Raw genomic sequence first — 20,498 nt, forward strand, 5'->3', positions numbered from 1 at the left:
AAAAAAGGCCACCGTTGCCGGTGGCCTTTGTTTGTTACCCTGATTGGAAAGATCAGTGCCGGAAAGCTTAGTGCCGGAAAGCTTAGTGCTTGTCAGCCCAGACGTTCCGCTTGGCAAGGTAGGCAAGGACCGTGGCCGCCAGCAGGAAGCCCAGCACCGGCCAGCCCGTCTGCTTGCGCTTGTCGAGCTTCGGTTCGGCGGTCCAGGTCAGGAACGCCGAGACGTCCATCGCCATCTGGTCGACCGTGGCAGTCTTGCCGTCGCTGTAGGTCACCTGCCCGTCGCTCACCAGCGGGGCCGGCATCGCAAGGTTCAGGTTGGCGAAGTAGGGGTTGAAGTACAGCCCATCGGGCGTCTTCGCATCCGGGAACATCTTGAGCAGTTCCTGGCCCGCTTCATTCTTGTAGCCAGCCTGGTCGACATAGCCCGTCAGCAGCGAGTGGATGTACTGCGCACCGCCATGACGCGACTTCGCGACGAGAGAGAGATCCGGCGGCACGCCCTGACCGGCGTAGTACACCGGCGGGAAGTGGTCCGAAGGCAGGTTCGGACGATCGCCGCGGTCACCGGTCTTGGGATCGAAGGTCTGGGCCTTGTTGCCCCAGTTCTTCGCGATCGCCTTCACTTCGGCCTCGTTGTAGCCCAGCTGGGTCAGGTCACGGAACGCCACCTGCTTCAGGCTGTGGCAGTTCGAGCAGACTTCCTGGTAAACCTTGAAGCCGCGCTGAAGCTGCGCCTTGTCGAACGTGCCGAAGGCGCTGTCGAACGAGAACGCGACTTCCTTCGGATGCTTGTGGAACAGCGCTTCCGCGGTGGGCGGAGAGGGCTGGGTCACTGCGTTATAGGCGCCGTTTCCGAACGACCAGAGCAGCGCGACTGCGAAGAAGAGGCCAACGAGCGGGCCAAATAGACGGACCATGAGGTTTCCCTTTGGATGTGCCGGGTTGGCAGGCTCAGGCGACAGCCGGGGTTGCAGGAGAGAGGGCGGCGTGTTCGTCCTTGCCCAGCACGGCCTCGGTGATCGAGAACGGCAGCGGCTGCGGCGTTTCGATCGACGAGACGACCGGCAGGATCACGAGGAAGTGCAGGAAGTAGTACATCGACGCGATCTGCGAGATCATGACGTAGGGTTCTGCCGCCGGTGCACCGCCGCAGTAGCCCAGCACCAGCACGTCCACGACGAGCAGGTAGAAGAACTTGCGGAACAGCGGACGGTAGTGGCCCGAACGGACCGGGCTCGTGTCGAGCCAGGGCAGGAAGAACCACACCAGGATCGCGCTGAACATCGCGAGGACGCCCATCAGCTTCGCCGGGATGAACATGAAGTCCGAGGTGAAGGCGCGCAGGATCGCGTAGAACGGCCAGAAGTACCATTCAGGAACGATGTGCGCCGGGGTCGAGAGCGGGTTCGCCGGGATGTAGTTGTCCGGATGGCCCAGCAGGTTCGGCGCGAAGAACACCAGCGCGCAGTAGAGCATCAGGAAGATGCCCAGGCCGAAGCCGTCCTTGGCGGTGTAGTAGGGGTGGAACGGCACGGTGTCCGATTCCTGCTTCACTTCCACGCCGGTCGGGTTCGACGAGCCCGGGATGTGCAGCGCCCAGACGTGCAGGATGATCACACCCAGGATCACGAAGGGCAGCAGGAAGTGCAGCGAGAAGAAGCGGTTGAGCGCGGCGTTGTCCGGTGCGAAACCGCCCAGCAGCCATTCCTGCAGCGGCGTGCCGACCAGCGGAATCGCCGAGAACAGGCCGGTGATCACCTTGGCGCCCCAGAAGCTCATCTGGCCCCAGGGAAGCACGTAACCCATGAAGGCGGTCGCCATCATGAGCAGGAAGATCACGACGCCCAGCAGCCAGATCATCTCGCGCGGGGCCTTGTACGATGAGTAGAAGAAGCCGCGGAAGATGTGGGTGTAGACCACGATGAAGAACATGCTCGCGCCGTTGGCGTGGGCATAACGGAGCATCCAGCCCCAGTTCACGTCGCGCATGATGTGCTCGACGCTATCGAACGCCACGCCGGCATTCGCGGCGTAGTGCATGGCAAGGACAACGCCCGTCACGATCTGCAGAACCAGCGCAAAGCCGGCGAGCACGCCGAAGTTCCACATGTAGTTCAGGTTGCGCGGGACCGGATAGCCGGCGCCCACGGCGTTGTAGACAAAGCGGGGGAGGGGAAGCCGGTTGTCAACCCACTGCATCAGCGGGTTGGTCGGCTTGTATTCGTTCGCCCAGGGAAAGCTCATCGTGTCAGTCCTCAGCCGATCTTCACGACAGTGTCGGAAGAGAATTCATGGGGGGGCACCTCAAGGTTCTTGGGTGCCGGGCCTTTGCGGATGCGGGCCGCGGTATCGTAGACCGAGCCGTGGCAGGGGCAGAAATAGCCCCCGAACTCGCCCTTGACCTCACCCTCGCCGGCGCCGAGCGGCACGCAGCCCAAGTGAGTGCAGACGCCCATGGTGATCAGCCAGTTGGTCTTGTTCGCGGTCGTGCGCTGTTCCAGTGTCTGCGGATCGCGCAGGCTGGCCACATCGACCGCATCGGCCGCCTTGATTTCCTCGGGCGTCAGATTGCGGATGAAGACCGGCTGCTTGCGCCACACGGCCTTGATCGCCTGACCCGGCGCGATTGCCGAGATATCGATTTCGGTCGAGCTCTCGGCCAGCACGTCGGCCGAGGGTGCCATTTGCGAAATCAGCGGATAGAGCGCGGCGAGACCGCCGACGCCTGCGAAGCTCACCGCAGCGATATTGATGAAATCACGCCGCCGTACACCTTCGCCAGTCATGGTCGCTTCAGCGATGCTTGCTTGTTCAGCCATTGCCATTCCCTGCCTGCGCTGCCGCCGCCACGGATCGGGCGCGATAGCGTGTCCTAAAATGTCCCACACCGATCTGGCGGGAAAGTGCCCAAAGGGACGCTCGCCCAGCCATACCGCACCAGCCCCGCTAAATCGCGAGAGTCAGGTCCCCTTGGGCGCGCCTGATAGACGCAAAGGCGCTGCTTTGCCAACAAGCATTTTGCCGTGGATGCAAGGCGCCTAATCGCATTTTTAACAGTGACTTGAATGATTATTGCAAGTCATTCGCAAGACCGGTCTCACGGCAGCGCGGTGGAGTCTCGATCAGTCGTGGCAGGGCTGACCCGGTTGAGGCCTGCCCCATCGGGCCATCCCGGCGCGGCAAGGCCCATCACCTTGAACAATGTGCCCATTTCCGCCGGCGCGGTCAGACGGATCGTCGCGGCCTCGATCGCGTCCGCCGCATGTGGCGCCGCTCTCGCAAGGCTGCCCGCCCGCGCACCGATCCCGAGCGCGGCAAGCCATGCGCCCTGCCCGCTTGTCCCCAGCCAGCGTGCACCCGCCTGCTCGGCCACCTGCGCCACTGTGCCGAAGTCGACATGGGCAGTGAGGTCGGCCTCGCCGGGCTCGGCAAACACGTTCACCTTCTGATGGGCGCGCACGGCCTGCAACGTGCTGCCCAGCTGCGGCTCGGCATAGCCATAGTCGATGAACAGCGCCGCGCCGCCTTGTGAAGCAAGCCGACCGGCCACCTCCTGCACCACCGCCGCCGCTGCTGGGCAGGTTTCCACGATGGCTCCTTCGCCAGCCTGCGCAAAACTGTCCGGCACCGCTGCATCCATCGGCCGCGTCCCTGCTACCGGAATGAATGCCCCGGCCGCATTCAGCCCCACCATGCGCTCGCGCCAGCCACCCGCCGTTCGCACCAGTTGCCGCACGGGCAGTGCATCGAGGAATTCGTTGGCGACGAGCAGCAGCGGTCGGTCGGCCGGCAAAGTCGAAAGATCGTCATGCCACACCGCACCGGGATGCGCCGCGCGCTGGAATCCCCGCAGCGCGGGGCTGGTTTCGACGAAATGAACTTCGGGGACGAGACCTGCGCGGGATGCCGCGCGCAAGGCATCGCGCGCAAGCGTTCCGCGCCCGGGCCCAAGCTCCACATAGCACACCCCGTCGGGGCATCCGGCGCGCTGCCAGATATCTGCCAGCCACAATCCGATCAGCTCGCCGAACATCTGGCTGATCTCGGGAGCCGTCACGAAGTCCCCCGCCGTGCCGAAGGGATCGCGCGAGGCATAGTAGCGGGCGTTGGCCTCGGCCATGTAGTGCGCGATGGAAATCGGCCCTGTCGCCGCGATCAGCCGGGCGAAAACGGCCGCCAGCCCGCCCGGCGCATCGCGCTCATCGCCCGTCATCGTCGCCGCTCCGCGCCGCGCTCAGGATACGACGGTTTGCCCCGCCGGCTGCCCGGTCGGCTGGATCGTCACCGCCAGCGGCGGGCTCACCAGCGCGCGGAACGCCAGGCCGAGGCCGATTGCCATCATCGGCAGCGTGAGCCACTGACCCATTGAGAGGCCGGTGCGCATGGCGAAGTCATGCAGTTGCACGTCAGGCTCGCGGTAGAACTCCACTGTGAAGCGGGCCAGCGCATAGCCCAGCCCGAAAATGCCAACGAGCAGGCCCGGCCGCCAGCGCGCGCGGGTGCGCCAGAAGAGCACGAACAGCACAAGGCCGAGGACAATGCCCTCGAGCAGCGCTTCGTAAAGCTGGCTGGGATGGCGCGGCATGGCTCCGGCGCCGGGGAACACCATCACCCACGGCATCTTCGAGTCGGTCACGCGGCCCCAGAGCTCTCCGTTCACGAAATTGGCGCAGCGCCCGAAGAACAGGCCCGGTGGCACGCAGACCGCGATGTAATCGCAGGTCCGCACGAAGTTCAGCCCGCCGCGCCACGATACCCATGCGATCGCCACCACTGTGCCGATCAGGCCGCCGTGGAAGCTCATGCCACCTTCCCACAACCGGATCAGCCGCGCCGGATCGGTCAGCAGTTCGGGCGCATAGAAGATGGCATAGCCCAGACGCCCGCCCAGGATGATGCCGAGCGTCGCATAGAAGAACAGGTCGTCCGCATGGCGCTGCGCCAGCGGCGCACCCGGCTGACGAATCATCCGGCTAAGCTGGAAATAGGCCAGCATGATCCCCACCAGATAGGCGAGGCTGTACCACTTGATCGCGAAGAACCCGAGGTCGAGCGCAATCGGAGAGAGGCCGAGGCTCTCCCAATGCAGCGGCTGGTGACCCGCGGCGGCAACGGCCGCGGCGGCCGATAGTGACAGCAAGGGGCAGGCTCCCTAGAGAATTTCCAACGAGGGCATTTGTAACAGAATGGTTTTGTTTTGTGCCGCGGGCCCCGCGGCCTTGCGCGGCCTTCTGGCACAGGGCAAACCCGGGAAGCAAACCCAATAACGGGCCGAATAACAAGATAGCCCCCAAACCGGTAACCCATTGTCTGGGCCATGCCGAAATTGGGCGGAGAGGAGCGATTGCAGACCCATGTTGACCCAGCTTGATCGGGACCTTGCCCAAGTTATGGACGGGCTGACCGCCCCCGGCGGCATGCTCGCAACCACGCCGTTTCAGGCTTTCGGCCGCGATCTTCCAATGATCGCTTCGGCCCCGCCCACCCTGGGTGCCTATTTCACCCAGTTCTGCACCTTTCACGGTGCGCGTGAATACATCGTCGATGGCGATGTTCGGCTGACCTTCGCCCAGACGCTGGAAGCCGCGCGCATTGCCGCTGGCGGCCTGGTGGCGGGTCACGGGCTGCAGAAGGGCGACCGTATCGGCATCGCCGCGCGCAATTCGGCCAACTGGATCGTTGCCTACATGGCGGTGCTCATGGCGGGTGGCTGCGCAGTGCTGATCAACGGCTGGTGGCAGGGCGAGGAGATGGCCCAGGGTATCGACATGGTCGGCTGCCGCATGATCATTGCCGATCGCCAGCGCGCCGAACGCCTCACCGGCCTCGCACATGGCGCGGAGATCATTCCGCTGCTCCACGATTGCCATCCGTCAGAAGGCCTTGCCGCGCTCACCGCCAAGGGCGGGGATGCCAGCACTCCGCTGCACGATGTCGGACCGGACGATCTCGCGACGATTCTCTTCACCTCGGGCTCCACAGGCGTGTCCAAGGGCGCCTATTCCAACCACCGCGGCGTCGTGCAGGGCACCTACAGCTACCTCGCGCAGAGCGTCATGGTGCTCAGCCTGATGACCGCGCGCGGCGAAGCGCCGCCGGCGGGATCCCAGCCGATCGCGCTCGTCAACGTGCCGCTGTTCCACGTAACCGGCGAAGTGCCGCTGATGCTTCAGTCCTATGCGCTCGGCCGCAAGCTGGTGCTCATGCCCAAGTGGGATGCCGTCACCGCGATGCAGCTGATCGAGCGCGAGAAGGTCACGTACTTCGTCGGCGTGCCGCTGATGAGCTACGAGATCGCCACGCACCCTGATCACGACAAGTACGATCTCTCAACTTGTGTCACCTTCGCGGCCGGCGGCGCACCGCGCCCGGTCGAGCATGTCGACCGCATCCGCAAGGCGCTGCCGCACGCTTTCCCGATCCTCGGCTATGGCCTCACCGAAACCAACGGTGTCGGCTGCGGCAACTTCAACGAAAACTATATCGCAAAGCCGGGCAGCACCGGCACCGCGTCGCGCCCGCTGGTGGATCTCGCCATCCTCGACGATTCCGGCAATCCCGTCCCGCAAGGCCAGCTCGGCGAAGTGGCGATCCGCAGCGTCGCCAACTTCCTCGGCTATTGGGACAACCCGGCGGCGACCGCCGAGGCGATCATGCCCGATGGCTACTTCCGTACCGGCGATCTTGGCTACCTCGATGCCGAGGGCTATCTCTTCATCGTCGACCGCAAGAAGGACATCATCATCCGCGGCGGCGAGAACATCGCCTGCATCGAGGTCGAAAACGCGATCTACGCGCACCCCGGCGTCGCCGAGGCAAGCGTGTTCGGCCTGCCGGACGAGCTCTACGGCGAAGTCCCGGTCGCGGTCTATCTCGCCAAGGAAGGCTGCACGGTGACTGACGACGACCTGCGCGCCTTCCTTGCCTCGCACATCGCCGCGTTCAAGATTCCGGTCCGCTTCTGGCAGGAGCATGAAGCACTGCCCCGGCTCGGCACTGAAAAGGTGGACAAACGCACCCTCAAGCAGCGTTACGGGGCGCAATGGCAAGAGACGCGCAAGGCCGGATAGGGTAGAGGGAAGGGGTATGATCACCCCCCGGATTCCCAACCAGCGCGCCATCATCGATCGCCGGGCGCTCGCCGATGTCATTGCTGATCGCGTCGCGGCGCAGGGCGACAAGGCCCGGCCCGCGATTGTCGAACTGCTGCGTGAGGCGCTCGCCAAGGGCCGGGAGGAACTTGCCCGGCGCCTGCGCGAGAAGCCCTCGCACGGTGCGGAGTGCGCGCAGGGGCAGGCTTTCCTTATCGATCAGCTGGTCCGCGTGATCCACGATCATGTCGTCGGCCACGTCTACCGCGCCAGCAACCGCTCGACCGGCGAACGCATCGCGCTGGTCGCCGTCGGCGGCTACGGGCGCGGCGAGATGGCGCCGCATTCCGATGTCGATATCGCTTTCCTTACCCCCACCAAGCCCACTTCCTGGTGCGAGCAGGTGATCGAGGCGATGCTGTATTTCTTCTGGGATCTCGGTCTCAAGGTCGGCCAGTCCAGCCGCTCACTGGATGAGATGGTGCGCATGGCGCGCAGCGATCTCACCATCCGCACCGCTCTCCTTGAAGGCCGGTATGTCTGGGGCGACCGCGCGCTCTACGAAGAAGGCTCGCGCCGCTTCTGGGCCGAAGTCGTCACCGGCACAGAGCGCCAGTTCGTCGCCGAGAAGCTGGGCGAGCGCAATGAGCGGCACAAGAAGCTGGGCGACAGCCGCTATGTGGTCGAGCCGAATGTCAAGGAAGGCAAGGGCGGCCTGCGCGATCTGCACACGCTCTACTGGATCGGCAAGTACATCCACAAGGTCCGCGATCCCAGCGAACTGGTCGGCGTCGGCCTGCTTACGGCGGCGGAATACCGCGCTTTCCGCCGCGCCGAGAACTTCTTCTGGTCGGTGCGCTGCCATCTCCATGCGGTGACCGGCCGCGCTGAAGACCGGCTGACCTTCGATCTCCAGCGCGAAGTGGCTCTCCGCATGAACTTCGCTGATCGCCCGGGCAAGAGCGCGGTCGAGCGGTTCATGCAGTACTTCTTCCTGCAGGCAACGCAGGTGGGCTCGCTCACCGGGATGTTCCTTGCCCAGCTCGATGAACAGTTCGCCAAGACAAAGATCGGCTTCTTCGCGGCGCTGCGCGGTCGCCGCAAGCGCAAGATCGGCGCATTTCCGATCCAGGCCGAAAAGCTCGGCGCCGATGGCGATGATTTCTTCCGGACCGATCCCGTCCGGCTGATCGAGATCTTCCTCGTTGCCGATCGCGAAGGGCTGGAAATCCATCCCGAAGCGATGCGACTTGCCCGCCGCGATGCCGGCCTGATCGACGCGTCAGTGCGCCGCGATCCGCGCGCCAACACGATGTTCATGGAACTGCTCACCAGCCGCCACGATCCCGAAACAGTACTGCGCTGGATGAGCGAGGCGGGGATCTTCGGCCGCTTCGTGCCCGATTTCGGCCGCGTCGTCGCGCAGATGCAGTTCGACATGTACCACCACTACACGGTCGACGAGCACACCATCCGCGCCATCGGCCTGCTCTCGCGCATCGAGAAGGGCGAGGAGACCGAGCAGCACCCGATGGCGACCGAGGTCATTTCCAAGGTCGCCTCGCGCCGCGTGCTCTACGTCGCGACCTTGCTGCACGATATCGCCAAAGGGCGGCGCGGCGATCACTCGATCCTCGGTGCCGAGATCGCGATGAAGCTCTGCCCGCGACTCGGCATGTCTCCGGCCGAGACGGAACTTGTCGCCTGGCTGGTGCGTTGGCACCTTCTGATGAGTGCCACCGCCTTCAAGCGCGACCTGGCCGACTACAAGACCATCGCCGATTTCGCCGGCCGGGTGCAGAGTCAGGAGCGGCTGCGGCTGCTGCTCATCCTCACCATCGTCGATATCCGTGCGGTGGGCCCCGGTATCTGGAACTCGTGGAAGCGCCAGCTGCTGGGCGATCTGTTCATGTCTGCCGAGGAAGTCCTTCGGCTCGGCCACAAGCAACACGGCCGCGCCGAGCGGATCGCCGCGAAGAAGAAGGCCGTCGCCGCTCTGCTCAAGGAACGCGACGCGCTGATCGGCACGGTCGGTCGGCAGCTTGGCGATGCCTACTGGATTGCCGAGCCGGAAGACATCATCGCGCTCAATCTCCAGCAGATGGACATCTCGCTCGACGAGCCGCTGACGGTCGAAGCGCACTGGTATGCGGCGCGCGGCGCCACGCTCGTCACCGTGCTCGCCGCCGATCATCCGGGCCTGTTCTACCGGATTGCGGGCGGCATCCACCTCGCCGGCGGCAACATCATCGATGCGCGCATCCACACCGCGCGCAACGGGCTCGCGGTCGACAACTTCCTGGTGCAGGACCCCCTCGGCCGCCCGCTCAACGAGCCTGCGCAGATCGCCCGCCTCAAGAACGCGATCGCCGATGCGCTTGCCAATCGGGTCAAGCTCCTGCCCCAACTCGCCGCGCGCCCGTCCGCTCGTCCGCGCGCCGAAGCGTTTGAAGTCGAACCGATCGTCATCTTCGACAACAAGGCCTCCAATCGCTTCACCGTGATCGAGGTTGGCGCGCGCGACCGTCCGGCGCTGCTCAGCCAGCTGGCGCGCGCCCTTTTCGAGGCGCGGCTGGTCGTCCACTCCGCCCACATCGCGACGTATGGCGAGCGCGCCGTCGATACGTTCTACGTCACCGACGTTCTTGGCGAGAAGGTGGAGGCGGATAGCCGCATGCGCGCCATCGAAAAGCGCCTGATCGAAGCGGCGGAGGATCGGCGCTCCAAGGCCGCGGCGGCATGACCGAGGCGCAATACCTCGCCGGGCGCATCCTCCTCGCCATGCCCGGTATGGGCGATCCCCGTTTCGAACGTGCCGTCATCGCGATGTGCGTGCACGATGAACACGGCGCGCTGGGGATCGGCATCGGCAGCGTGCGCGAGGACGTGACGCTGCACAGCCTGCTCACCGATATCGGCATCGATCCCGGCGTGGCGCCCGATGGCCCGGTGCTCAATGGTGGCCCGGTCGAAACTTCGCGCGGGTTCGTGCTGCACAGCAATGATTGGGGTGGCAGCGGTTCGGTGGAGGTCCAGCCCCTCTGCGCTCTCTCCGCCTCGATGGACGTGCTGCGCGCGATCGCCGAGGGGCGCGGCCCTTCGAAGTGGCTGGTCGCGCTCGGATATGCCGGGTGGGGCGCGGGTCAGCTTGAAGGCGAGATGCGCCAGCACGGCTGGTATGCCGCGCAAGGCCGCAGCGAAATCCTATTCGAAACCTCCGTCGCCGCGCGCTGGGCCGCCACCTGGCGCGCCGAAGGCATAGACCCCTCGCACCTCGTCAGCCAGACCGGCCGGGCCTAGGTCCTCCCCATTTTTGCGAAGCACAAATGGGGAGGTGGGCCGCTGAAGGCGGGTCGGAGGGGTAACTTCAACCGAGCCGCCGCACGGTCTCATCCCGCCCGATCAGCGGCAGCAGCGCCTTCATGTCCGGCCCATGGTCCATGCCGGTCAGCGCCTGCCGCAGCGGCAGGAACAGCGCCTTCCCCTTGCGTCCGGTCGCATCCTTGAGCGCCCCGGTAAGGGCACTCCACGGGTCGCAACTCCAGTCGAGCATGGCGGCAACAGTCGCTGCCTGATCCAGAAAAGCCCGCGTCTCGGCGTCGAACTGCGGCGCTGCAATTGGCCCCGTCACCACCCGCCACCAATCCGCCGCCTCGGCAACGCTGTTCAGATTGGGCCGGATCGCCTCCCACGCCGCTGCGCCCATTTCCGCAGGCAGGCCGCCTGCCACCCGCGCATAGGGCAACCGGTGGATCACCGAGGCATTCACCCGCGCCAGCTCTGCATCATCAAACCGCGCCGGCGCGCGCCCGAACCGCGTCAGGTCGAAGCTCTCGGCGAGGGCCTCCGCATCGAGTGCCGGATCGACCGGATCGCTCGTGCCCAGCCGCGCCAGCAGCGCGATCAGCGCTTCGGGCTCGATTCCCTGTTCGCGCATTTCCGCCACGCCCAGCGAGCCCAGCCGCTTGGAAAGCTTGCCCTCCGCCCCCGTCAACAGCGCCTCATGCGCAAAGCGCGGCACTGGCGCATCGAGCGCGGTGAACATCTGAACTTGCGTTGCCGTATTGGAAACATGGTCCTCCCCGCGCAGCACATCAGTCACGCCCATCTCGATGTCATCGATCACCGAAGGCAGCATGTAGAGCCACGAGCCGTCCGCCCGGCGCACCACCGGGTCCGACATCTGGCGAGGGTCGAAGTGCTGCGGTCCCCGAATGCCGTCCACCCATTCGATCGGCGTTTCGTGATCGAGCAGGAAGCGCCAATGCGGTCGCTCGCCCGCTGCGGCCCTGGCCGCGTGATCTTCTTCGGTCAGCGCCAACGCACCGCGATCGTAGATCGGCGGCAACCCGCGCCCGAGCAGCACCTTGCGCTTGAGGTCCAGCTCCTGCGCGGTTTCGTAGCAGCGATAGAGCCGCCCTGCCGCGACGAGCGTCTCGAAGGCGGCTTCATAGATCGCAAAGCGCGCCGATTGCCGCTCCTCGCGCTCCGGATGCAGCCCCAGCCACGCCAGATCGGCGCGGATCGCTTCGACATGCTCCTCGCGGCTGCGCGCAATGTCGGTATCGTCGATCCGCAGCAGGAACCGCCCGCCGCTCTTCTTGGCCAGCAGCCAGTTGTGCAGCGCCGTGCGGATATTGCCAACATGAAGTGTGCCCGTGGGCGAGGGCGCAAAGCGAGTGGTGACCGTGATGGTGGTGTTCGGCATGGCTCCGCCTATAGCGGCCCGCGATGGCCCGACAAGCTCAGCCCATCAGCACGACGGCGTGGGTACAGGCCTCCCACAGCGGTTCATGGGCGGCGGCAGGCACGAAACCATCGATCGTACGCATGAAATCGGCATGGCTTCGCCCATGGCCAGCTTCAACCATGCGTGCCAGCGTCACCTCGTCCGGCGAAAGGCGCTGGCAGCACGCCCGGCCAACCCCGAACGGCTCCGGCCAGTGCCTTGTCACCGTGCGGATCAGTTCATGCACCGCAAACGCGGCCTCGCAGTGCCGCAGCCGCAAGGCGAGGGCGGGCAGGGGATCGCTGCCGTCCCGCGCCGCCAGCGCGCAGAGCCGGATGGCGAGGATCACATCCTGCGCCAGAGGCGATCTCTCGCGCAGCACCGGGGGCTGCGCGAGCCGGGCAATCGTTGCGGCGCGGTTTCCGGCAGGCGCGTTCATGAGTCAGGCTCCGATTAATTGCGAACGATTCGCAAATTAGTCGGTAAGCGCCGCACGTCAATGAGAATCGTTCGCAATAAGCCTAACCGGTGCGGAAGCCATGCGTTATCGGATAGCGCCGGTCGCGCCCGAAATTCCGCATGCCCAGCTTTACCCCCGGCGGCGCCTGGCGGCGCTTGTACTCGGCCACATTCAGCAGCCGCTCGATCCGCGAAACGGTCGCGTGGTCGAATCCCTCGGCCACGAGCTGATCGACGCTCTTCTCGTGCTCCACCAGCCCGAGCAGGATGGCATCGAGCACGGCATAATCGGGCAGCGAATCCGAATCCTTCTGGTCCGGCCGCAGCTCGGCGCTTGGCGGCTTCGTGATGATCCGCTCCGGCATAACCATGCCTTCCGGCCCCAGCCCGATCTTGGGCCGCGCCTTGTTGCGCCAGCGCGAAATCGCGAAGACCGTCGTCTTGTAGGCGTCCTTCAGCGGGTTGTAGCCACCGTTCATGTCGCCATAGATCGTCGCGTAGCCGACGCTCATCTCGCTCTTGTTGCCGGTCGTCACCAGCATCGGCCCGAACTTGTTCGAAAGCGCCATCAACGTGGTGCCGCGAATGCGCGATTGCAGGTTTTCCTCAGCCAGATCGGGCTGGCGGCCTTCAAATGCGGGGGCCAGCATATCGGCAAAGGCATCGACAGCCGGGCTGATCGGGATCGTATCGAGCCGGACGCCCAGCATCTTCGCGCAGGCCTCCGCATCCTCGAGGCTCTCGGCGCTGGTGTAGGCGCTCGGCATCATCACGCACCACACCCGCTCCGGGCCCAGCGCATCGACCGCGATCGCCGCGCAGATCGCCGAATCGATTCCGCCCGAAAGCCCCAGCACCACGCCGGGAAAGCGGTTCGTGTTCACATAATCGCGCAGCGCGAGCACCATCGCGCAGTAGATGTCCTCGGGATGCTCGGCGAGTTCGGAAACCACGCCCGGCTGGCAGCGCCAGCGATGCCCCCCCGAACCTTGGGCGCCCGATGGCACTTTCTGCCAGACGGTATCGACGATCGCCTCTTCCCAGTCCGGCATTTGCACCCACAGCGCACCCTCCGGGCCGACGACGAAGCTTGCCCCGTCAAACACCACTTCGTCCTGCCCGCCCACGCGGTTGAGGTAGGCCAGCGGAATGCCCGTATCGATCGCGCGGCGCTTGGCGACACCGTCGATGCGCAGCACGTCCTTGTCGATCTCGTAGGGGCTGCCGTTGATGCACAGGAAAATGTCCGCGCCCTGCGCCGCCAGATGCCGGCACACTTCGGGCTGCCAGATATCCTCGCAGATCGGCAGGCCCAGCATCGCGCCCTTGAACGGCACCGGTTCGGGCAGCGGGCCGGGGAGGAAATAGCGCTTCTCGTCGAAGGTGCCGTAGTTGGGCAGCTCCACCTTGAAACGCACCGCCGCCACCTTGCCCTGATCGAGCAGCGCCACGCCGTTGTGAAGCGCGCCGTCGCGGACGAAGACCGATCCGACCAGCATCGCCGGGCCGCCATCCGCAGTTGCCGCCGCCATGGCTTCGAGCGCGATGGCTGCCCGCTCTATCAGTGCTGGCTTCAGGATCAGGTCTTCCGGCGGATAGCCGATCAGCTGCATCTCGGGATAGACGATGAGGTCGCTGCCCTCGGCCCGCTCCCGCACCGCGAGCATCGTGGCGGCGTTGGCGGCAAGATCGCCCACCTTCTGGTTGAGCTGGGCAAGCGTGATGATGAGTGTATCGGCCATGGGCAGACCCTAGGCGGCATTGGCGCAGCAGTTCAAGGATATCCAATGGTGCAAGGTTGGCCTTGGTGCAAAACCATGTGTCCGAACGTTGCAATGCTGTCATCTTGGGCTAAGGCCCTGCCCATCGCCCAGATTCGAGGGACTCGGGGAAGCCCATGAAGATCATGTCCGGCAACGGCAATCTGCCGCTGGCCCGCGCCATCGCTGCCTATCTCGAACTGCCGCTGACCGAAGCTTCGGTCCGCCGCTTTGCCGACGAGGAAGTCTTCGTCGAGATTCACGAGAATGTGCGCGGCGAAGACGTGTTCATCGTGCAGTCGACCGGTTATCCGGCGAACGACAATCTCATGGAGCTGCTGATCTGCACCGATGCGCTGCGCCGCGCTTCGGCCAAGCGGATCACTGCGGTCATTCCGTACTTCGGCTATGCCCGGCAGGACCGCAAGCCCGGTCCGCGCACGCCGATCTCGGCCAAGCTTGTCGCCAATCTGATCACCACGGCGGGTGCCGATCGCGTACTCGCGGTCGATCTCCACGCCGGGCAGATCCAGGGCTTCTTCGATATCCCGACCGACAACCTCTTCGCCGCGCCCGTCATGGCCGCCGATATCCAGACGCGCTACGGCGGTCAGGATCTCATGGTCGTTTCGCCCGACGTTGGCGGTGTGGTGCGCGCCCGTGCGCTCGCCAAGCGGCTCGACAACGCCCCCCTCGCCATCGTCGACAAGCGGCGGGACCGTCCGGGCCAGAGCGAGGTGATGAACATCATCGGCGATGTCTCGGGCCGCATGTGCATTCTCATCGATGATATCATCGATTCGGGCGGCACGCTCTGCAACGCCGCGCAGGCACTGCTCGATAGCGGAGCCAAGGGCGTTGCCGCCTATATCAGCCACGGCGTGCTTTCTGGCGGCGCAGTGGCGCGGGTCAACAACTCGGCGCTCAAGGAACTTGTCATTACCGACACGATCCTGCCGACCGAGGCCACCCAGGCGTCCGATCGCATCCGCGTGCTCACGATTGCGCCCTTGATCGGCGAAGCCGTCCGCCGTATCGCCGACGAAAGTTCGGTTTCCAGCCTGTTCGATTGATTTTCAAGAGGTTCCGGCCCTCTCCCTGACGGGGGAGGGGGTCGGGGCACCGGGCCGGACTCCAGATCCTAGAGCCCGAAAGCCTCCAGCGCCGCCTTGGCGATCACATCGCCGCGCTCCTGCACGAAATGTCCGCCATCGGCGATTTCCAGCGGCGGCGGGCAGCCGTGGATCGTTGCGCGCAGGTTTGCCATATGGTCCGGCCCCAGCACCGGGTCCATCATCCCCACCGCCATGAACGTTGGCCCGTTCCATTCGTTTTGCCACCACGCAGCGGCGCGTTTGGCTTCGGCAACGCCTTCCATGTCCGGGCTGGTCATCACCAGTTCGGGGAAGCGCCGCACCCCGGCCTTGTAGCGCGCATCGGGGTAGGGCGCGCCATAGGCCGCAGCTTCGGCGTCGCTCAGGCCCACCTGCGCCCGCTTGAAGAGCGCCGCAATGTCGAGATCCGGCTGGCTGCGATTGTAGGCGCGCCAGGCCTCGAAGCCAGGGCCCGGAGATTGCCCGATCGGGATTGCGGTGTTCATCACCAGCAGCCGTTCGAAACGTTCGGGCATGGCGGGCGGAATCGTCAGGCCGAGGATGCCGCCCCAGTCCTGACAGACAAGCGTGATGTGCGTCAGGTCCAGCGCTGCGATGAACGCCATCAGCATGCCGCGGTGGAAGTGGAAGGTATAGGTCGCCTCGTCTACCGGCTTGTCGGACCGGCCAAAGCCAAGCAGGTCGGGCGCGATCACCCGGTAACCAGCATTGGCAAAGATCGGGATCATCTTGCGATAGAGATAGCACCAGCTCGGCTGGCCATGGAGGCAGAGGAAGGTCGTCGCCGCATCGCGTGGGCCTTCATCGATGAAGTGGACGCGCAGTCCGTCATATCCCTTGAGGCTGTCGATGTAGTGCGGTGCAAAGGCATAACCGGGCAGGTTCTCGAACCGGCTGTCATCAGTACGCAAGGCTTCCATGGCGCCCGTCTCCCATCGTGTTTTCGTTGCCGCCGCCACGCGACTTTAGCGCGCGGGTTGGTTCGCGCAATCAGGCGGACTGGCAGTTTTTGACACGGGCGCCATCGCAGCCCATGGGAAGCGGGATGGCGCTGATCCTGTTCAACAAGCCCTATGGCGTGCTCTGCCAGTTCAGCCCGGAGCCCAATGGCCCGCCGCGCCCGACACTTGCCGATTACATCCAGCGCCCCGGTGTCTATCCCGCCGGCCGGCTCGATCATGATAGCGAGGGGCTGCTCCTGCTCACCGATGATGGCCGGCTCCAGGCGCGCATCGCCGATCCGCGCTTCAAGCTGGCCAAGACATATCTGGTGCAAGTCGAAGGCGATCCGGACGAAGCCGCGCTGGAGCCCTTGCGCCAAGGTGTGGTGCTGAAAGATGGGCGAACCCTTCCCGCCGACGTGCGCCGCATCGATCCGCCCTCGCTCTGGCCGCGTGATCCGCCCGTCCGCTTCCGCAAGAGCGTGCCCGATTGCTGGATCGAACTCACCATCCGCGAAGGCCGCAACCGGCAGGTGCGCCGCATGACCGCAGCGGCCGGCTTTCCCACCTTGCGGCTGGTGCGCTGGCGGATCGGCGAATGGACGCTCGAGGGGCTTGCGCCCGGCGAATGGCGCGAAGGCCCTACTGCCAGGGCTTGATATCGCCCGGCGCGATTCGGGAGATCGTTTCCAGCCGCCGCGCCTGCCGGGTTTCCAGCGAGAGCGTCATCAGCGGCTGCGGCGAATCGACGAACTGGCGCGGACTCATCCCGAACAGCGCGGTGAACTCGCGGATCAGGTGGCTCTGGTCGTAGTAGCGCAGTGCCAGTGCCTCGGCCTCGTCGTGATCGGCCACGCCGCGCAAGTGGCTTGCCATGTCGAGCGCGCGGGCGCGGCGCAGCACCTGCTTGGGCGGCATGCCGAAATCGCGCCGTACCTGCCGTTCGAGCTTGCGCTGTTCGGTTCCGCACTGCTGCGCCAGCAGGGCGACGGTAATCTCGGGATTGGTGAAGGCTGCGGCTTCCACCGCAGCGGCGGTCGGATCGGGTTCGGCCCCGCCGGCGCGCGCAATCTGGCGGCGCATGGCGTCTTCCATGGCAGTGCACCAGTCTTCTGGCGAGCCGCCGGCCTCGCACAGGTTCATCCATTCGTGCTGGCACAGCCCCAGCGTTTCAACGGGTGCCAGCTTGTCGCACATCGTGTCGAGCTTGAGCTTTCCCAATGCATGGCAGGCACCCGCGCGGAAAGACAGGCCAACGCTGGTGAAGCTGCCCTTGACGGTGATCGGCATGCGCCGCGTCTGCGGACCGAAGTAGAGCGCGGCGCGGCCCATTTCGCGCCGTCCCTCCGCTGTCTCCGCTGTCCAGTCGCCGCGCAGCTGGATGCGCAGCATCGCCGCATCGCTGAAGATGCCGCAAGAAAGCGCGTAGTCCGCCGGGGCGTCGACGATGGTGACATAAAGCCGGGCAATCCACGGCTGCAGATCGCGCGCCGGTGCACGGCTGTAGGAGATCGGCTGGCCATCCCGCGTCGCCGCCGCGCCCGAGGCGATCGCCGGGTCAACGGCAGGTCTGCTCATCCGGTTCATCAATGTCCCTCATTGCCCTCACCCGGGCAGAATTGAGCTGCCCGTGATCGGTCTAGCCACCCCATCATCCCCCGGGTGTGCGCAATATCACTATCGATAAGCACAATCCTGCCGCTTCGCCAAGGCATCAGGTCCTCGAAGGCAAGGCCAGGGGCTGCGAGAAGCTGCAATTGCCCCCCTTGACCGTGCTCCCGAACGCGCGCCAATGCTGTTCCATGAAAGATGCCGATCTGGATCGCGATATCGCCCTCGCCCTTCGCCTCGCCGATGCGGCAGGGGCTGCCATCCGCCCGTTTTTCCGCAGCGGCCTTTCGGCTGAACGCAAGGCCGATGCCTCCCCCGTCACCCTTGCGGACCGCGCGGCGGAAGAGGCCATGCGCGCCATCCTGATCGCTGAGGCGCCGGATGATACGGTGATCGGTGAGGAAATGGGTGCCACGCCGGGCTCGTCCAGGCGCAGCTGGGTGCTCGATCCGATCGATGGCACCACCGGTTTCCTTGCGGGCCGCCCGCTGTTCGGAACCCTGATCGCGCTCGTGGTCGAAGGGTTTCCCGTGCTCGGGGTGATCGACCAGCCGATCCTGGGCGAGCGCTGGGTCGGCGTCATCGGTCGGCCGACGACTTTCAACGGCCATGCTGTCCGCACCCGCGCCTGCCCGCAGCTCGCCGATGCCGCGCTCGCCACGACGGGTCCGCACTATTTTGACGATCACGATGGCGCCCACTTCATAAGCCTCGCGGCAAAGACCGATCACAAGCGCATGGTGATGGGCGGTGATTGCTACAATTACGCGATGCTCGCATCGGGTTTCCTCGACATCGTCTGCGAGGCCGGGCTCAAGCTGCATGATTGGGCTGCGCTCGTGCCCGTTGTAGAAGGGGCTGGTGGCACCATGGCGGACTGGAACGGAGAACCGCTCCACGCCGGGTCCGATGGCCACGTCATCGCGGTGGGCGATGCCGCAAGGCTTGAGGACGTGGTCGAGGCGCTGGCCTGCCACCACTGATCCTCCACCAATTCGATGCACGCCCCGCGCCGCCTGTTCTTCTATGGCACGCTGACCCACGAGCATTCCAACACACTGACCGAAACGCTGCTGCCACGGCTCGGTGGGCGTCCCCGGCGCGGCTGGGTGCGCGGCGCGCTGTTCCTGCGGCGTGATCGCCAAGGGGTCTATCCGGTGCTGTTGCCAGGGGCTGGCCGAGTCAAGGGCTGGGTCTATGGCGGCTTGAAACCGATCCCGCGCTCGGTCCTCGCGGCCTTTGACGCCTGGGAATACTGTGATCCACGCCGCCCCGGTCGCGGTGAATATCGGCGCGCCAATCTTGTCGTCCATACGCGCGCTGGCCCGCTGCGCGCTGCCGCCTATCTGCCGAACCGCCGCGCGCCAGTGGGTCTGCGGGCGGTCCCCGGCGGAGACTTTGCGGCCCATGCCGCCGCGCATGGCCTTCGCGTGCTCGCTGAATAAGCGGCCTTGTCAGCTTCGAGCCTGCATGCGAGCAAGCTTCTGACATATTTGGAGACAAGAGAGATGCGCAGCGCAATCGGGGCGATCACCATCGGTTTGGCACTGGCCGCCACGCCTGCCTCGGCAAAGACCGTGGTGGTCCGCGCCGCGCACATGGTCGATGTCCTCGCCGGCCGGACGGTGGACAATGTCCAGGTCGTGATCACCGATGGCCGCATCGCCACTGTCGGCAAGGCTGGAGAGGCTGTTCCTGCCGGCGCGGAGACGATCGATCTCGGCGCGCGCACGCTCGTTCCCGGCCTGATCGACATGCACGTCCATCTCACCGGCGATCCGCGTTTCGGCGGCTACCGCACTCTTGAATACACCGATAACTTCTGGACCGTCGTCGGCGTTGCCAATGCGAAGCGCACCGTCGAGGCCGGGTTCACGACCGTGCGCAATGTCGGATCGAGCAACTACGATGATGTAGCGCTCAAGCAGGGTATCGAGGCGGGCTACATCACGGGTCCTCGCATCGTGCCCGCAACCTATGCGCTCGGCGCGACCGGCGGGCACTGCGATTCGACCGAGTATCCGCCTTCGATCACGGTGCCGGCGCCGGGGATCGCCAACTCGCCCGATGAATTCCGCGCTGCCGTGCGCAAGATGCGCAAGTATGGTGCCGAGGTCATCAAGGTCTGCATGACCGGCGGGGTCCTCTCGAAGACCGATTCCGTCGGCGGCCAGCAGATGAGCCTTGAGGAGATCAAGGCGGTCACCGACGAAGCGCACATGCTCGGCATGCGGGTCGCGGCCCATGCGCATGGCACCGCCGGTATCAACGATGCGCTGCGCGGCGGCGTCGATACGATCGAGCACGCGAGCCTTGCCGATGACGAGAGCTTCAAGCTCGCCAAGGCCAAGGGCGCCTGGCTCGATATGGATATCTACAACGACGACTATATCCTTGCCGAAGGCGCGAAGAACGGGGTTTTCGAGGAAAGCCTCGCCAAGGAGCGCCTTGTGGGCCGCAAGCAGCGTGAGACGTTCCGTGCCGCCCACGCCGCCGGGGTCAAGCTGCTGTTCGGCACCGATGGCGGTGTCTATCCCAACGGCGACAATGCCAAGCAGTTCGCCAAGATGGTCGAATGGGGCATGACCCCGCTGGAGGCCATCCAGGCCGCCACCAGAAGCGCGGCCGAGGCACTGGACAAGACCGCCGACGTAGGCGCGATCGCGCCGGGCCGCTATGGCGATCTGGTCGCGGTGGACGGCGATCCGCTCGCCGACGTGCGCGTATTGGAAAAGCCTGCGTTCGTCATGAAGGGCGGCGAGGTGGTGGTCCGCGCCGCGCCTTGATGGG

Annotated in this window: 18 protein-coding genes; 8 read left to right on the top strand and 10 right to left on the bottom strand. The window is 65.4% G+C overall.

The window, feature by feature from the left end; genetic code table 11:
* Window positions 1–82 precede the first annotated feature (82 nt).
* The 5 genes from ACODS2_RS01390 to lgt form a co-directional block, all read right to left on the bottom strand.
* Entirely contained in the window at window positions 83–919 is an 837-nt protein-coding gene (locus ACODS2_RS01390; RefSeq protein ID WP_488997254.1) for a cytochrome c1, read from the bottom strand.
* Window positions 920–953: 34 nt separating this feature from the next.
* Window positions 954–2,246: a cytochrome b gene (locus ACODS2_RS01395; RefSeq protein WP_488997255.1), complete on the bottom strand. Its 1,293-nt coding sequence runs from the start codon at window positions 2,244–2,246 to the stop codon at window positions 954–956.
* A gap of 11 nt (window positions 2,247–2,257) precedes the next feature.
* Entirely contained in the window at window positions 2,258–2,821 is a 564-nt protein-coding gene (petA, locus tag ACODS2_RS01400; RefSeq protein WP_488997256.1) for a ubiquinol-cytochrome c reductase iron-sulfur subunit, read from the bottom strand.
* 278 nt (window positions 2,822–3,099) lie between these two features.
* On the bottom strand, window positions 3,100–4,215 hold the full coding sequence (locus tag ACODS2_RS01405; RefSeq protein ID WP_488997257.1) for a class I SAM-dependent methyltransferase: 1,116 nt from the start codon (window positions 4,213–4,215) through the stop codon (window positions 3,100–3,102).
* A 21-nt stretch (window positions 4,216–4,236) separates the two neighbouring features.
* Window positions 4,237–5,139 (bottom strand): prolipoprotein diacylglyceryl transferase, encoded by a 903-nt coding sequence (lgt, locus tag ACODS2_RS01410; protein WP_488997892.1) that lies wholly within the window; start codon window positions 5,137–5,139, stop codon window positions 4,237–4,239.
* 217 nt (window positions 5,140–5,356) lie between these two features.
* Between lgt and ACODS2_RS01415 the strand changes: the two genes are divergently transcribed.
* Genes ACODS2_RS01415 through ACODS2_RS01425 form a run of 3 tightly spaced genes read left to right on the top strand, consistent with a single transcriptional unit; the run spans window position 5,357 to window position 10,393 of the window.
* Entirely contained in the window at window positions 5,357–7,072 is a 1,716-nt protein-coding gene (locus tag ACODS2_RS01415) for a class I adenylate-forming enzyme family protein (RefSeq protein WP_488997258.1), read from the top strand.
* A gap of 16 nt (window positions 7,073–7,088) precedes the next feature.
* A complete protein-coding gene (locus ACODS2_RS01420; protein ID WP_488997259.1) occupies window positions 7,089–9,836 on the top strand; it encodes a [protein-PII] uridylyltransferase in 2,748 nt (915 codons plus the stop codon).
* Entirely contained in the window at window positions 9,833–10,393 is a 561-nt protein-coding gene (locus ACODS2_RS01425) for a YqgE/AlgH family protein (RefSeq protein ID WP_488997260.1), read from the top strand. Before ACODS2_RS01420 ends, ACODS2_RS01425 begins: the two co-directional genes overlap by 4 nt.
* A 67-nt stretch (window positions 10,394–10,460) precedes the next feature.
* Here ACODS2_RS01425 and gltX read toward each other — a convergent pair whose 3' ends face one another.
* The 3 genes from gltX to ACODS2_RS01440 all read right to left on the bottom strand — a co-directional run bounded on the left by gltX (window position 10,461) and on the right by ACODS2_RS01440 (window position 14,023).
* A complete protein-coding gene (gene gltX / locus ACODS2_RS01430) occupies window positions 10,461–11,786 on the bottom strand; it encodes a glutamate--tRNA ligase (RefSeq protein WP_488997893.1) in 1,326 nt (441 codons plus the stop codon).
* A 52-nt stretch (window positions 11,787–11,838) separates the two neighbouring features.
* The gene (locus tag ACODS2_RS01435) at window positions 11,839–12,261 is read right to left on the bottom strand and encodes a hypothetical protein (RefSeq protein ID WP_488997261.1); all 423 of its coding nucleotides are present in this window, start codon (window positions 12,259–12,261) and stop codon (window positions 11,839–11,841) included.
* 82 nt (window positions 12,262–12,343) lie between these two features.
* Complete coding sequence (locus ACODS2_RS01440; protein WP_298174435.1) at window positions 12,344–14,023, bottom strand: NAD+ synthase; 1,680 nt, start codon at window positions 14,021–14,023, stop codon at window positions 12,344–12,346.
* Window positions 14,024–14,178: 155 nt separating this feature from the next.
* On the opposite strand from ACODS2_RS01440, the gene ACODS2_RS01445 reads away from it, so the two are divergent.
* Window positions 14,179–15,114, top strand: a complete 936-nt coding sequence (locus ACODS2_RS01445; RefSeq protein WP_298174438.1) for a ribose-phosphate pyrophosphokinase — start codon at window positions 14,179–14,181, stop codon at window positions 15,112–15,114.
* Window positions 15,115–15,182: 68 nt separating this feature from the next.
* On the opposite strand, the gene ACODS2_RS01450 is transcribed toward ACODS2_RS01445, so the two are convergent.
* Window positions 15,183–16,076: a haloalkane dehalogenase gene (locus ACODS2_RS01450; RefSeq protein WP_488997262.1), complete on the bottom strand. Its 894-nt coding sequence runs from the start codon at window positions 16,074–16,076 to the stop codon at window positions 15,183–15,185.
* A gap of 125 nt (window positions 16,077–16,201) precedes the next feature.
* Here ACODS2_RS01450 and ACODS2_RS01455 point away from each other — a divergent pair, with 125 nt between their 5' ends.
* Window positions 16,202–16,756, top strand: coding sequence for an rRNA large subunit pseudouridine synthase E (locus tag ACODS2_RS01455; protein ID WP_421839730.1), 555 nt, complete (start codon window positions 16,202–16,204; stop codon window positions 16,754–16,756).
* Here ACODS2_RS01455 and ACODS2_RS01460 read toward each other — a convergent pair.
* Window positions 16,740–17,684 carry a helix-turn-helix domain-containing protein gene (locus ACODS2_RS01460; protein ID WP_488997263.1) on the bottom strand — a complete coding sequence of 315 codons (945 nt, stop codon included), beginning with the start codon at window positions 17,682–17,684 and terminating at the stop codon, window positions 16,740–16,742. The two genes, ACODS2_RS01455 and ACODS2_RS01460, sit on opposite strands and share 17 nt — an antisense overlap.
* A 215-nt stretch (window positions 17,685–17,899) precedes the next feature.
* On the opposite strand from ACODS2_RS01460, the gene ACODS2_RS01465 reads away from it, so the two are divergent.
* The 3 genes from ACODS2_RS01465 (at window position 17,900) to ACODS2_RS01475 (ending at window position 20,494) form a co-directional block, all read left to right on the top strand.
* Window positions 17,900–18,691, top strand: coding sequence for an inositol monophosphatase family protein (locus ACODS2_RS01465; protein WP_488997264.1), 792 nt, complete (start codon window positions 17,900–17,902; stop codon window positions 18,689–18,691).
* A gap of 15 nt (window positions 18,692–18,706) precedes the next feature.
* Window positions 18,707–19,153: a gamma-glutamylcyclotransferase family protein gene (locus tag ACODS2_RS01470; RefSeq protein WP_488997265.1), complete on the top strand. Its 447-nt coding sequence runs from the start codon at window positions 18,707–18,709 to the stop codon at window positions 19,151–19,153.
* 63 nt (window positions 19,154–19,216) lie between these two features.
* Window positions 19,217–20,494 (top strand): Xaa-Pro dipeptidase, encoded by a 1,278-nt coding sequence (locus tag ACODS2_RS01475; RefSeq protein WP_488997266.1) that lies wholly within the window; start codon window positions 19,217–19,219, stop codon window positions 20,492–20,494.
* The last annotated feature ends 4 nt before the right edge of the window (window positions 20,495–20,498 follow it).

The sequence above is a fragment of the Novosphingobium sp. FG137 genome (assembly GCF_057809735.1).